This window comes from Pseudomonas sp. NPDC078700 (assembly GCF_044542375.1).
Taxonomy (GTDB): Bacteria; Pseudomonadota; Gammaproteobacteria; order Pseudomonadales; family Pseudomonadaceae; genus Aquipseudomonas.
The window spans coordinates 409,064-422,398 of the sequence record NZ_JBITUI010000003.1; the positions used below are offsets into that span (position 1 = coordinate 409,064).

The window sequence follows — 13,335 nt, forward strand, 5'->3', positions numbered from 1 at the left end:
GCACCAAGCAGGTGCTTGGTTTAAATTTGCAATCATCACCACCAAAAAAAACGCCGAGCCTCTGAAATAGAAGCTCGGCGATTGCCTGGGTTGCGCGAGTACCTTCAATAAGCCGTATTGATCAGTGGCTTTTGACCTTACGCCGCTCAGCCACGGCCTCAGGTGTAACCACCGCACCGCTCTGGCCAAACTGCTTAAGTACGAAGCTACTGACAGCAGCAAGCTCTTGGTCGTTATAGCCTGTGGCAAAGTTCGGCATTCGGCGGTCGACGGGGGCGCCCGGGTTCATATGGCCGTTGAGCAGGACGCCCAGCAGATTTGCAGCGCTTGGATCATTAACGGTTTTCAGCCCCGCTAATTTAGCGGCTGGACTCTGATTACCCTCACCGTCCCAACGGTGGCAGGCGGCACAAGCCTCGGCGAAAATCTTACTGCCCAGATCATTGGCAACCACCGCCCTGACACTCAGATCATCGGTGACTGCACGTGCAACACCGGTGGTTTGGGCTGGAGTGCTTTTCAGGTACACCGCAATGGCTTTTTGGTCTTCCGGAGTCAATTGGCTCAAGCTGTGCTTGACCACATCAGCCATGGGGCCACCCGCAAAACCGTAGCCTGAGGCATACCCCTTGGCCATGTACTGAGTCAGGTCGTCGGTTGACCACGCGCCAATACCATGCACCGGATCACTGCTAATGTTGTAAGCCTGCCAACCTTGAATCGGCGCACCCGCTAATTGTTGATCTGAATCGAGCGACTGGAACAGAGTGCGTGGCGTGTGGCACTCACCACAATGGCCTGGCCCCTGCACCAGATAGGCACCACGGTTCCACTCGACAGATCGCGTGCTATCGGGTGCATAACGCTGGTTATCAAGAAATAACGCATTCCAGAAGAACATACCCCAGCGTTGGTTGAACGGGAACGACAAGCTGTTTTCAATCGGGGCTTGTTTGACCGGGGCCAAACTGAACAAATACGCCTTAATCGCCAGAATTTCATCTTTAGGCATCAAAGTGTACGAGGTGTAGGGAAACGCCGGGTAGTAATGCTTGCCGTCACGGCCCACACCTTCTTGCATGGCGCTGACAAAATCGTCATCAGTCCAGGCACCAATCCCGGTATCGACGTCAGGTGTAATATTCGGAGAAAACAACGAACCGAATGGCAGCTCGAACTCGACGCCACCGGCAAAGGCTTTGCCTTGTTTAGTGGTATGGCAGGCAACGCAATCAGCCGCTTTGGTCAGGTACTCGCCCTTTGCGATCAGAGCGTCTGTACTGGCTGTCGCAGCACCTGCGGTGCCTGTTATTACGGACAAACCTAAAAGCACCAGGGTGTTTTTGAAATAGCTCATACGTTCATCCCTAAACAATGAAGTAGCCAGCACGGGTCAATGGCAAACGTCGTTGACGCGTACCAGACGCCGCATGCAGTGCGTTGACCAATGCCGGGGCGATTAGCGCAGTTCCTGCCTCACCTACACCGCCAGGCATTTCGAGGCTTGGCATTAGATGCACTTCAACGCCCGGCGCTTCACTGATACGTAACTGGCGATAGTTATGGAAATTGGTTTGCTGGACCTGACCTTGCTCAAGCAAAATCTCGTTGAAGAAGGCTGCGGACAAACCAAACAATGTGCCCCCTTCAATTTGTGCCATAACCGACGTCGGGTTAGTTACCAGGCCGCAATCGACAACACTGACCAGGCGTTTGATGCGCACGCCTTTGTCGCCCTGCATCTCCAGCTCTACCAAGGTTGCAACATAGCTACCGAATACCGCACTCACCGCTAACCCCCTGCCCTGACCGGCAGGCAGTGGCGTTTTCCAGTCGGCTTTTTCAGCGAGCATTTTCAGCACTGCTTGCGCGCGGGGCTGGTCTTTCATCAGCTTAAGGCGATACTCAACCGGGTCAGCTTTGGCGTTGTGGGCCAATTCATCAATAAAACTTTCAACCGCATAGGTACTGCGCAGCGGCCCCACCCCACGCCACCACGAAACCGGAATAGTCTTTGGTTCTTCGCGGATGTAGTGAACTTGCAAGCTGTCCATGGCGTATAGCGGTTCTATCGCCACTTCTACCGCATCAGCATCCACACCGTTTGGCGGCAGGCTGCCAGCGTAACGAGCCAACACTGATGCGCCTGCGATCCGGTGCTGCCAGCCCAGCAGCTTGTCACCATCAAAGGCCGCATTCATGCGGTCAACATAGTGAGGACGATACATGTCATGGGTCATGTCCTCCTCGCGGCTCCAGATCATTTTGATCGGGTAACTGACCTGTTTGGCGATGGCCACAGCCTGAGTAATGAAATCAAAATCCAGGCGCCGACCAAAGGCTCCGCCAATCAATTGGTTGTGTATGGTAATTTTTTCAGGGGCCAAACCGGTGATTTGTGCAGCGGTCTGCTGGGCAAAAACCGGGACTTGAGTGCCGACCCAAAGGTCACAAGCATCGGGCCGAACGTGGGCAACACAGGTCATGGGCTCGAGCGGTGAATGTGACAGGAAGGGTTGCTCGTAAACCGCCTCAAACTGATGGCTTGCAGACTTCAAGCTTGCGGCGATATCACCGGATTTGTGCGCAATGACGCCATCACGACTGCTGGCATCTTGCAGGGCCTGGTCGAGCCCGGCCGAGTTAATCGAGACATTAGCGCCAAGATCCCACTGGATTTTCAGCGCATTAAGCCCCTGCTGGCAGGCCCAGTAGTTACTTGCGATGACGGCAACTGCGTTATCCAGCTTGACCACGTCACGCACGCCTTGCACCTTGCGCGCGGCACTGTCATCAACACTGCGCAAGGTGCCGCCATACACAGGGCACGTCAGTGTCGAGGCGATCTGCATCTCAGGAATATTCAGGTCGATGGTAAATTTGGCTTTGCCATTGACCTTGTTTGGCGTATCGATTCGCTGCAATGGTTTGCCAATGATCTTGAACTGCTCTGGTTGTTTGAGCACCACATCTTTCGGTACCGGCAGCGCGCTTGCTGCATCAACCAACTCGCCGTAGCCCGCACGTAAACCATTGGGGCCAATGACGGCTGCGTTTTCGGCATGGCACTGGCTCGGCGCTACTTTCCAGCGCAGGGCAGCGGCTTGAATCAATAGGGTTCGTGCTGTGGCACCGGCTTGGCGCAATGGCTCCCAAGTCACACGTGTCGACGTTGATCCACCGGTTGCCTGAAACTGCAACAGCGAGTCGGTATAAAGCTCAGCATTCGGTGGTGCATCAACCACGTCAACCTGATCAAGACTGACCTCAAGCTCTTCCGCCACCATCATCGCGATGCCGCTATGGGTACCTTGACCCATTTCAATTTTGGGTGAAATTACGGTTACCCGACCATCGTGCCCAACCCGTACAAAAGCGCCATAACCCTTGGGGCTTTGCTCACCCAAACGCCCTGCTGCCACGGCGTCAGCAGCCGCACTGCGCGCAACCAATGGCGGTAACCACGTACTTAATACCAGCCCTCCCATTGCAAGCGTACTGCCCTGCAAAAAGCGTCGGCGAGAAGATTTAAACCTTGGATTTTCCATGAATAAACCTCTCCTTAGGCTTGGCTGATGCTTTTAATGGCAGCACGAATACGGGTGTAAGTTGCACAGCGACACAGATTTCCAGCCATGGCCGCATCAATCGCTGAGTCATCTGCACCCGGTTGTTTCTCAAGCAAAGCAACTGCAGACATCACCTGACCCGACTGGCAATAACCGCACTGCACCACTTCATGCTCAAGCCAGGAAGCCTGAACCTTTTTACCCATTTCGGTTTCGCCCACAGCCTCAATCGTGCTGATCTCATGACCAACAGCGGCACTGATAGGCAGCACACAGGACCGCACTGCATTGCCATCAAGGTGCACAGTGCAAACGCCGCACTGTGCAATTCCACAACCGAACTTAGTGCCGGTCATACCCAAAACATCACGCAGTACCCAAAGCAGCGGCATATCGCCGGGCACATCAACCTGTTGTTCACGTCCATTGACCAAAAGTGTGTGCATAGCGACCTCACGGATAATTTATGTGTGCCCATATTTATTCAGGCTAAGTAGACTGGATTTCTTTCTCAGCAATTAGTTACAAGTCAGACAAAAAATAATGGCATTTACCTATTAAAGGCACTGGATCTACATTACAGGTTCAACGCGTCGAAGTGCCAATTGCGAGAGGAAGGAGGTAAGCCAGAAAGGCCTTCTACATATTAGACCAGTCGTCTATAAATTTCACTCATAAACGCACAAATGACCGCTGATGCTTCGCCCGAAAAAGTGAAAGACAATTTCGACGCGCGCTTAAGGTCAAATAGAGACTGGATTTTAATGCGCCCTGCTACGGGAGAAAAACACGCAGCATGCAAGGGGTGGGCAAGAAGCGACTGAAACTGGACGGCTACCGAGATGCCAGCAAGCTTTGCACCCAGGCTTTTGCATAACAGGTCGAGAGGATCGTTGTACTGCATTTACCAGCACGATAGGCGGTGCGGATTTTCAGCGGATCAGCCTGCAGCACATAAGCTAAAGCATCTTCCATGTTTTGCGGGTCGCCATAGCCGCCGCTGCGCATCTCGTTCAATGCCTCGGTTTTGCTCCAGCCTTGGATAACCATGCGATACATCGCCGCCATCAAGCCGGTGCGGTCGCGACCATGCTTGCAATGAATCAACACTGAGCCATTTTTCTGCGCATCTTCAAGCACATGCAATACACGAATGACATCGGCATCGGTGACCCGGTCAGCATGCAAAGGAATACTGACGGTACTCATCTGTGCATTGCCTATCCACTGCTTGTCATCATCTTTAATAAAACTGACCACAGTTCTGACATTGGCCGCCTTAAGGGTCGCAACATCGTTGCCATCCGGCAATGCACTGCGATACAGCCAGGGTGTCATCCGATACAGATTAAAACCTTTGTCCACTGGCGAGGCCCACTGCTGCTGATGCTGCGCCGCGATGGAGCTGGCATTGATGCCCCCTACCCCACGCAAATCAACATTGGCATAAGCAGCAGCGGCTATGCCGACCGCAGCGACACCAAGAATGATTTTGCGGGAAAGTAATGACATGAATGGCTCCTAGAATCAGAAGCACAACGGTACTACCTCACATGTGAAAACCGCATGAAATGGATGTGAAGAAAACGCCATAAGTAACGATAAGCAACAAAGGTGGTCTAGGTTAGTAGTCGATACCAATGGATAAGGGAACACATGGGCTAAGCTGAGTAGTCTGAGCATCAACTTGATCCGCATAACCAATCAGTCAAGGGACCCAGTGAGTCTCTGAACAACCCAGCCGCAGCCCCTTCAGAAACCTTATCTGCAGAGCACACCCATAACTAGGAACTCAGCAATGACCGAGAAAAGCCTGACCCACGCAACCGGCGCACCTGTCGTCGACAACCTCAATATACAAACCGCTGGCCCGCGCGGCCCGGCCCTCTTACAAGACATTTGGCTGATCGAAAAACTTGCCCACTTCGACCGTGAAGTGATCCCGGAGCGGCGCATGCACGCCAAAGGTTCTGGCGCTCACGGCACCTTTACCGTGACCAATGACATCAGCCAATACTCCCGCGCCGCCATGTTTTCGACAGTGGGCAAAGAGACACCACTGTTTGTACGCTTCTCAACGGTTGCAGGTGAACGCGGTGCCGCTGATGCTGAACGCGACATCCGTGGTTTTGCGGTGAAGTTCTACACCGAAGAAGGCAATTTGGACATTGTTGGCAACAACACACCAGTATTCTTCTTTCGCGACCCCATGCGCTTCCCTGACCTCAACCATGCGATCAAGCGCGACCCACGCACTGGCATGCGCAGTGCCACTAGCAACTGGGACTTCTGGAGCCTGCTGCCTGAAGCCTTGCACCAGGTAACCATCGTCATGAGTGACCGTGGCATCCCGAAAAGCTTTCGCCATATGCACGGCTTCGGCAGCCATACCTTCAGCATGCTCAATGCCGCCAATGAACGTGTGTGGGTCAAATTTCATTTCAGGTGCTTGCAAGGCATTGAAAACCTGACGGACGCAGAGGCTGAAGCCGTGGTCAGTAAAGATCGCGAAAGCAACATGCGCGACCTCTACGACAGCATTGAAGCGGGTGACTTCCCGTCTTGGAAGTTATGCATCCAGGTGATGACGGAAGAACAAGCACGCGAGCACAAGCATAATCCTTTCGACTTGACCAAAGTCTGGCCCCACGGCGATTACCCATTAATCGATGTCGGTGTGATGCAGCTCAATCGCAACTCGGAAAATCATTTTGCCGAGGTTGAGCAAGCGGCGTTCTCCCCCGCCAACATCGTTCCGGGCATCGGTTTCTCACCAGACAAAATGCTCCAAGCACGCCTGTTCTCCTATGGCGATGCACAACGCTATCGTTTGGGCGTCAACTTCAACCACATCCCAGTCAATGCGCCTATCTGCCCGCATCAAAGCTATCACCGCGACGGCACTATGCGCACCGATGGCAACCAGGGCTCAAAAATCGCGTACTGGCCAAACAGCTATGGCGAATGGGCAGACCATCAGGATCAGCCTGAGCCGCCATTGCCACTAGATGGCGACGCCAAAGCCTGGGACCATCGCGTTGACGTGGACCATTACGAGCAGCCAGGGGATCTGTTCCGCCTGATGAGCCCAGAGCAACAACAGGCGCTGTTTGATAACACGGCCGGGGCAATGGAAGGCGTGCCCAATGAAATCAAACAACGCCATGCTGACAACTGTGCCAAAGCCGACCCAGCTTACGGCGCAGGCGTTGCCAAGGCGCTCGGTTTGTAAAAACTAGTGATGTATAAAAGCCCGCCAGCGCAAATCTGGCGGGCTTTTATATGCCACGACGAATACCCCGCAGAAGTCGCCTAAGCTTGCATCGCCCAGCCGTGGACATTCATCGCCGCCTGATGCAAAGCCTCTGAGCGTGTTGGGTGTGGAGGGTGGCGTTATAACCGCCAGCTCCGCCGCCAATGATGATCACGTCGTCCTGAACCTCTCCATCAATCAATGGGTTAAGGCAAAGCGGTAGCCCGCCGGGTCTGGCGTTGCAGCAGGTGGAATATTGACCAGGCGACAAATGCAAAGCTCGCATTGAGCATGACCATAGCCCAGGCGCTGCCGTCCTGCAGTGTGGTCAGCAATAACCCGCAAATCGTTGCGCCGGCCATTTGCGCGAACCCCATAAAGCCCGCCGCAAGCCCTGCTCGATGCGCATTGGGAATCACTGCACCGGCGACACTGGCCGGCAACACCATGCCGCCGCCGAGCGTCACTAAAACCTGCGGCAGTGAAAGCCCCAGCACAGATAATCCGAGAATTTGATGGGTGACTAAGGTCGCAATCCCACCCAGCGCAACCAAACTCACACCCAGGCTGACGATCTTGTTCGGGCCCAGCCGAGTAATGGTGCGCTGAGTAAAAAGCGCACCGGCAATCAACGCCGCAACAATGGCGCTTATGGTCATCCCGTACTGGCTTGGGCTTAAGTGCAGCAAGCCGATATACACCGCTGATGAACCGGCAATAACCGCAAACATAGCGCCATAGGTGAATGCCAGCGTCAGGGCCAAGGCGCAAAATGAGCGGTCCTTGAGCAAGTCCGCATAGTTAGCTGCCAGCGTTGACAGCCTGCCCGCCTGTGGATCACGCACGAGGTTACTTTCCCGATAGCGGCTAAGGACAACCACCACAATTACGCTCGCCACAATCAGAACCAGCAAAATCGGTGCTTGCCAACCGCCAAGGCGCGTCAGCAAGCCGCCCAGCGCTGGAGAAACAACAATGGCGCAAAGCATACCTATCACAGTCATGGCCAATGCGGGCCCGGCTTGGGCCTGCCACACATCTCGCACGATTGCTCGCGCCATCACCAAGGCCGAGCAGGCACCCAATCCCTGTAGAGCGCGCGCACCGATGAACTCGCCCATGCTGTTTGCCAGCAGCATCCAACTGGTGGCCGCCAGATACACAAGCAACCCCGCCAACAGAATAGGTCGTCGTCCTAGACGATCAGACAGCGGCCCGAGCACTAGCTGGCCGAGGCCAAATGCCGCCACAAACACTGACAGCGCCAGCAAGCTACTCCCCGGCTTAGCGGCCATCACCCATTCAATAGCCGAAAGACTGGGAATAATCAGCTGGGTGGATATCTCGCCCAGCGCTGTGAGTGCCATCAATAACACCAAAAGTTGTCGCGTCGGTCCAACAGCGGTTTGCATCACGATTTTCCTGCACAAAGGTGGCTTGAGCCAGTCATCCAATAAACATTGCTATGTTTATATTATGACTATAATTTACACAGTAAAATTACATGTGTAATTTAATAAAGCAATCACTCAGATAAACTTTTATAGAGAGCCCACCATGAGCACAGCCTCAAGAGAGGAAAAACTCAGCGCCTGGATTGACGCCGAACAACTCGCCCGCAGCAAACTCGCCGCCCCTGGCAGCATGAGCCTTGCTCAAGTGAGTGAAATGACACCGGCAGAGTTCTTCAACGGCATTGGCGAAGGGCAACTGCCCTGCCCGCCGTTCGGCCACCTAGTGGACTTTGTGCCAGTGCAATGGTCAGAGGGCTTTTTCTTGTTTCAGGGCTCGCCCGATGCCCGGCATTACAACCCGCTGGGCACGGTGCATGGCGGTTATGCAGCCACCTTGCTCGACTCCTGCATGGGGTGTGCGATTCATACCCGCTTGGAACGCGGCCAGGGTTACACCACCACTGATTTACGCATCAGCTATATACGCGCCCTGACCAGCAAAGTCGGGCCAATACGCGCGGAAGGTCGCATCGTGCATGTGGGCCGCTCAACGGCAATCGCTGAGGGGCGCATTTATGATGTTGACGATCGTCTTTACGCCGTTGGCTCAACCACCTGCATGATCCTTGGTACAGCGAGTTGAGCTATCGAACATTCACCCTGCTCTTTAAAAGCAGTAACAGGGGCATGCGCGCTGCATGAATCCGTTGATCATTAAGGATTCCCCCTGTACTGGAGAGTCCTTTAATATGTCGATCAGCATGCAATAATCGATGAGGCAAGCGATGCGTTACTCAGATGATCACAAGGCCAAGACCCGCCAGCGCATTATTGAAGAAGCTGCGCACCTGTTTCGCCGCGACGGTGTCGGTGCGACTGGCTTGCAACCGCTGATGAAAACCCTTGGGCTGACCCATGGCGGTTTCTATGCACACTTCAAGTCAAAAGATGAGCTGGTGGAAACAGCGCTTGCCCATAGTGCAGAGCAACTGAATTCCAGTACTGAACATGTGTTTGCCAGTGAAGCGCCGCTTGCCACATTCATCCGCAGCTACCTGTCCACAGCCCATTGCGCCAACCCCGGTGAAGGCTGCCCGCTGCCGACGATGTCTGCAGAGCTTGGGCAACGTGGACAGGCCAGCCCCGTTACCGATCAAATTGTACGCAACCGACTCGCCGCCATAGAGGCATGCCTGCCCGGTGAAAATGCCGCTGAAGAAAGTATCGCCATGCTCTCGACGATGATCGGTGCACTCGTGCTCGCACGCAGTGTCAGTGATCCTGAGCTGTCGCAACGGCTGCTTAAAACCGCCCGCCAACAGCTCTTGAACCAAGCCTGAGTGCACTTGGCAAGCTGCAAAAACGCCCCACGCAACGCAGGTTGCCTGGGGCGTTTGTTGCAGCGGATTTACTTATAGCGTGCAGCAGCCTGATTACGTGAAAGGTTAGGCCCCAAGTGTGTGCGCGCGATGACCATGGCCTGCCAGTCTGCCGCATCAGGCAATGAGGGAATCGTCACCCCTTCACCTTGATCAAAGCCTGCCAGCGCAGCGTCGACCATCTCGCCTACTTCCATAATCATTTCTGGCGGTAATGCCGATGCATCCATGCCTGAGCGCTCCCAGATTTCCGTGCGGGTCACGCCAGGCAGTACCGCCTGAACCTGTACACCTTTGCTGGAAACTTCAGCTTGCAAGGTTTGAGTCAAGCTCAGCACATAGGCCTTGCTGGCGCTGTAGACCGCATTGAACATCTCGGGAATCAAGGCGACTACCGATGCGAGGTTGATAATTGCGCCGCGGCCCGCTGCACTAAAGCTGGATGCGGCAGCCGCAGACAAATGCGTCAGGGCCACAATATTGAGTTGAATCAGGGTATCGACCTTGCCTGCATCCCCTTCTGCAAGCGTTCCATTTATTGCTACCCCAGCATTGTTAACCAACAGGCTGATCGCCCCATCACTGCGCAGCCGTTGCACGACCCGCTGCAAATCAGCACTGTCAGTCAGGTCCGCTTTGAGCACCTCAACCTTGACACCGGTGTCTTTGCTTAAGGTTTCGGCAAGGGCTTCAAGGCGCTGCTGATCACGGGCCACTAACAGCAAATCGTAGCCTCGGTTAGCCAGGCGCTGCGCATAGGTGGCACCTATCCCTGAGGATGCGCCAGTGACCAAAGCAGTGCCTTTAGTTGTTTGTTGATTCATTGCTGCGTCCTCTGAGTGTTGTGGCTGCGTTTGAGCCGGTGAAGCCACTATTGCGCGCTTTAGATTACAATCATAATTCTATATTTATATTATGATCATAATTTTAATTAACCAAGCTGCCGAACAACAACACAACAAGGCTAGCTGATCCCTAAGCTGCGAGAGGCAAGCAGCGACACACGGGTGTTACAGCCGATACCCAGGATCATGGAACGCCTGACAGGCGCAGAAAATAACAAACCAGCAGGCACAAAAAAGCGGATAACCATTTCTGGTTATCCGCTTTCGAGGCGTGCAGGGGGCTTAAATGCTTCGGATCAGGTGATCGAATGCACTTAACGAGGCTTTCGCGCCCTCACCCACAGCGATGACGATTTGCTTGTATGGCACAGTGGTCACGTCACCGGCAGCAAAAATGCCTGGCACATTGCTCTGGCCTTTAGCGTCAACGATGATCTCGCCGCGTGGTGACAACTCGATCGCGCCTTTGAGCCAGTCGCTGTTCGGCAACAGCCCAATCTGCACGAAGATACCTTCGAGCTCTACCGTCACCAACTCATCCGTATTGCGATCCTTATAGACCAGTGCGCTGACCTTCTGGCCATCACCCAATACTTCAGTGGTCAACGCACTCTTGATCACCGTCACGTTTGGCAGGCTGGCGAGTTTCTTCTGCAGCACGGCGTCGGCTCGCAACTGGCTGTCAAACTCAATCAAGGTGACCTGCGCCACAATACCGGCCAGATCGATTGCGGCTTCGACACCCGAGTTACCGCCACCGATCACGGCAACACGCTTGCCCTTGAACAACGGACCATCACAGTGTGGGCAGTAAGCCACGCCACGACCACGATATTGCTGTTCACCGGGCACATTCATCTCTCTCCAACGTGCGCCAGTGGCAAGAATCACTGTTTTAGCTTTTAGCGACGCGCCGCTGTCGAACTTAACCTCATGCAAGCCACCTACCGCGGTGGCCGGAATCAAGGCACTGGCGCGCTGCAGATTCATGATATCCACATCGTATTGCTTAACGTGCTCTTCCAGGGCGCGGGCCATTTTCGGGCCGTCTGTTTCTTGCACCGAGATAAAGTTTTCAATGGCCATGGTATCGAGCACCTGACCGCCAAAACGCTCAGCCGCAACGCCAGTACGAATACCTTTGCGCGCAGCATAGATAGCTGCGGCAGCACCAGCCGGCCCCCCGCCAACGATTAATACGTCGAAGGCCTCTTTGCTGCTGAGCTTTTCAGCATCCCGTGCAGAAGCGCCAGTGTCGATCTTGGCCAGAATCTGCTCGGCGTCCATACGCCCTTGGGCAAACAGTTCGCCGTTGAGGTAGATGCTTGGCACCGACATGATCTGGCGTGTTTCGACTTCAGCCTGAAACAGTGCACCGTCAATCGCCACATGACGGATATTCGGATTGAGTACCGCCATCAAATTTAGCGCCTGAACCACATCCGGGCAGTTCTGGCATGACAGCGAGTAGTAGGTTTCAAAGGCGAAATCGCCCTCAATCCCTTTGATCTGTTCAATAACATCGGCGGCCAGCTTCGATGGATGCCCACCGACCTGTAGCAACGCCAACACCAATGAAGTGAATTCGTGCCCCATGGGGATACCGGCAAAGCGCAAGCTGATTTCAGCGCCAGGACGGTTTAACGAGAACGACGGCGTACGTGCATCAGCGCCATCGGTCTTCAAGGTAATCTTGTCGCTAAGGCTGCGAATATCTTCAAGCAAGCCATGCAATTCGCGAGATTTTGCGCTGTCATCAAGGGACGCGACGATCTCGAACGGCTGGGTGACCTTTTCCAGGTAGGCCTTCAACTGATTTTTTAGATTTGCGTCCAACATGATTTGACTTCCCGTATTCCAAATTCCAGAGACAAAAACGCCCGGACGGATTGCGCCCAGGCGCTTGATGCGTCATCGATGTTGATTCGAAAACGCAGTTGCCAGCTTCATCAAACGACACAGGTGCCTAGACACCTCAGCCGTTATAAACCTGCGATCAAAAGTTGCCAGCCATTAGCTGGCAACGTTCAAAGCGGTTTTAGATTTTGCCGACCAGATCCAGCGATGGAGCCAAGGTGGCTTCGCCTTCTTTCCACTTGGCTGGGCAAACTTCGCCCGGGTGAGTAGCAACGTATTGAGCCGCTTTCACTTTGCGCAGCAGTTCTTGGGCGTCACGGCCAATGCCACCAGCGTTGACTTCAACGATCTGGATTTTGCCTTCTGGATCGATTACGAACGTGCCGCGATCAGCCAAGCCAGCTTCTTCGATCATCACACCGAAGTTACGGGTGATGGTGCCCGTTGGGTCACCAATCAGTGGGTACTGAATTTTGCCAATGGTGTCAGACGTGTCGTGCCAGGCTTTGTGCGTGAAGTGGGTGTCAGTCGACACGCCGTAAATCTCAACATTCAGCTTCTGGAACTCAGCATAGTTATCAGCCAAGTCGCCCAGTTCGGTTGGGCAAACGAAGGTGAAGTCAGCCGGGTAGAAGAATACGACCGACCACTTGCCTTTCAGGTTGGCTTCGCTGACGTCAACGAATTCGCCCTGGTGGTAGGCAGTGGCGTTGAACGGCTTAACTTCGCTATTGATATAAGACATCGGTGAACTCCTTGGGAGGGTTAAAAATTTACCCTGCCAAGGTTACCCACCGACTCATCAAAGGTCTTATTGATTGATCCCATAACGCTGATAAGCTTACTCAATCGAACTATGATAAAACCTTTTTAAAACATATAGATAAGCTGTGTTCTAGCCCGTCAATAACGCCGCTTTTGGCTGTAAATCAAATGCAAGAGTTGCAGCAAAATATCGCCCGCGCCTGCAAAGCAGCG

The 13,335-nt window shown here is 54.0% G+C and carries 11 protein-coding genes; 3 read left to right on the top strand and 8 right to left on the bottom strand.

Annotation, left to right across the window (positions count from 1 at the left end):
- Positions 1-121: 121 nt before the first annotated feature.
- From ACIGCM_RS12255 to ACIGCM_RS12270, 4 genes are all read right to left on the bottom strand, one after another.
- The gene (locus ACIGCM_RS12255) at positions 122-1,357 is read right to left on the bottom strand and encodes a c-type cytochrome (protein WP_397502332.1); all 1,236 of its coding nucleotides are present in this window, start codon (positions 1,355-1,357) and stop codon (positions 122-124) included.
- A 10-nt stretch (positions 1,358-1,367) separates the two neighbouring features.
- Positions 1,368-3,548: a molybdopterin cofactor-binding domain-containing protein gene (locus ACIGCM_RS12260; protein WP_397502333.1), complete on the bottom strand. Its 2,181-nt coding sequence runs from the start codon at positions 3,546-3,548 to the stop codon at positions 1,368-1,370.
- Between the two features lie 14 nt (positions 3,549-3,562).
- A complete protein-coding gene (locus ACIGCM_RS12265; RefSeq protein ID WP_397502334.1) occupies positions 3,563-4,015 on the bottom strand; it encodes a (2Fe-2S)-binding protein in 453 nt (150 codons plus the stop codon).
- A gap of 388 nt (positions 4,016-4,403) precedes the next feature.
- Complete coding sequence (locus tag ACIGCM_RS12270; protein WP_397502335.1) at positions 4,404-5,081, bottom strand: dual specificity protein phosphatase family protein; 678 nt, start codon at positions 5,079-5,081, stop codon at positions 4,404-4,406.
- A 286-nt stretch (positions 5,082-5,367) separates the two neighbouring features.
- Between ACIGCM_RS12270 and ACIGCM_RS12275 the strand changes: the two genes are divergently transcribed.
- Positions 5,368-6,801: a catalase gene (locus ACIGCM_RS12275; protein WP_397502336.1), complete on the top strand. Its 1,434-nt coding sequence runs from the start codon at positions 5,368-5,370 to the stop codon at positions 6,799-6,801.
- A gap of 227 nt (positions 6,802-7,028) precedes the next feature.
- On the opposite strand, the gene ACIGCM_RS12280 is transcribed toward ACIGCM_RS12275, so the two are convergent.
- Positions 7,029-8,234, bottom strand: a complete 1,206-nt coding sequence (locus ACIGCM_RS12280; protein WP_397502337.1) for an MFS transporter — start codon at positions 8,232-8,234, stop codon at positions 7,029-7,031.
- A 145-nt stretch (positions 8,235-8,379) separates the two neighbouring features.
- Here ACIGCM_RS12280 and ACIGCM_RS12285 point away from each other — a divergent pair, with 145 nt between their 5' ends.
- Entirely contained in the window at positions 8,380-8,919 is a 540-nt protein-coding gene (locus tag ACIGCM_RS12285) for a PaaI family thioesterase (protein WP_397502338.1), read from the top strand.
- Between the two features lie 142 nt (positions 8,920-9,061).
- On the top strand, positions 9,062-9,616 hold the full coding sequence (locus ACIGCM_RS12290) for a TetR/AcrR family transcriptional regulator (protein WP_397502339.1): 555 nt from the start codon (positions 9,062-9,064) through the stop codon (positions 9,614-9,616).
- A 68-nt stretch (positions 9,617-9,684) separates the two neighbouring features.
- Here the strand turns inward: ACIGCM_RS12290 and ACIGCM_RS12295 are convergent, their stop codons facing one another.
- From ACIGCM_RS12295 to ahpC, 3 genes are all read right to left on the bottom strand, one after another.
- Positions 9,685-10,479, bottom strand: a complete 795-nt coding sequence (locus ACIGCM_RS12295; protein ID WP_397502340.1) for an SDR family NAD(P)-dependent oxidoreductase — start codon at positions 10,477-10,479, stop codon at positions 9,685-9,687.
- A 303-nt stretch (positions 10,480-10,782) separates the two neighbouring features.
- Positions 10,783-12,339, bottom strand: coding sequence for an alkyl hydroperoxide reductase subunit F (gene ahpF / locus ACIGCM_RS12300; protein ID WP_397502341.1), 1,557 nt, complete (start codon positions 12,337-12,339; stop codon positions 10,783-10,785).
- Between the two features lie 199 nt (positions 12,340-12,538).
- Positions 12,539-13,102: an alkyl hydroperoxide reductase subunit C gene (ahpC, locus tag ACIGCM_RS12305; RefSeq protein ID WP_397502342.1), complete on the bottom strand. Its 564-nt coding sequence runs from the start codon at positions 13,100-13,102 to the stop codon at positions 12,539-12,541.
- Between the last annotated feature and the right edge of the window lie 233 nt (positions 13,103-13,335).

Coding starts and splice junctions, on each gene's coding strand:
- ACIGCM_RS12255 (WP_397502332.1), bottom strand. CDS start 1,357: ATGAGCTATTTCAAAAACACCCTGGTGCTTTTAGGTTTGTCCGTAATA.
- ACIGCM_RS12260 (WP_397502333.1), bottom strand. CDS start 3,548: ATGGAAAATCCAAGGTTTAAATCTTCTCGCCGACGCTTTTTGCAGGGC.
- ACIGCM_RS12265 (WP_397502334.1), bottom strand. CDS start 4,015: ATGCACACACTTTTGGTCAATGGACGTGAACAACAGGTTGATGTGCCC.
- ACIGCM_RS12270 (WP_397502335.1), bottom strand. CDS start 5,081: ATGTCATTACTTTCCCGCAAAATCATTCTTGGTGTCGCTGCGGTCGGC.
- ACIGCM_RS12275 (WP_397502336.1), top strand. CDS start 5,368: ATGACCGAGAAAAGCCTGACCCACGCAACCGGCGCACCTGTCGTCGAC.
- ACIGCM_RS12280 (WP_397502337.1), bottom strand. CDS start 8,234: ATGCAAACCGCTGTTGGACCGACGCGACAACTTTTGGTGTTATTGATG.
- ACIGCM_RS12285 (WP_397502338.1), top strand. CDS start 8,380: ATGAGCACAGCCTCAAGAGAGGAAAAACTCAGCGCCTGGATTGACGCC.
- ACIGCM_RS12290 (WP_397502339.1), top strand. CDS start 9,062: ATGCGTTACTCAGATGATCACAAGGCCAAGACCCGCCAGCGCATTATT.
- ACIGCM_RS12295 (WP_397502340.1), bottom strand. CDS start 10,479: ATGAATCAACAAACAACTAAAGGCACTGCTTTGGTCACTGGCGCATCC.
- ahpF (WP_397502341.1), bottom strand. CDS start 12,339: ATGTTGGACGCAAATCTAAAAAATCAGTTGAAGGCCTACCTGGAAAAG.
- ahpC (WP_397502342.1), bottom strand. CDS start 13,102: ATGTCTTATATCAATAGCGAAGTTAAGCCGTTCAACGCCACTGCCTAC.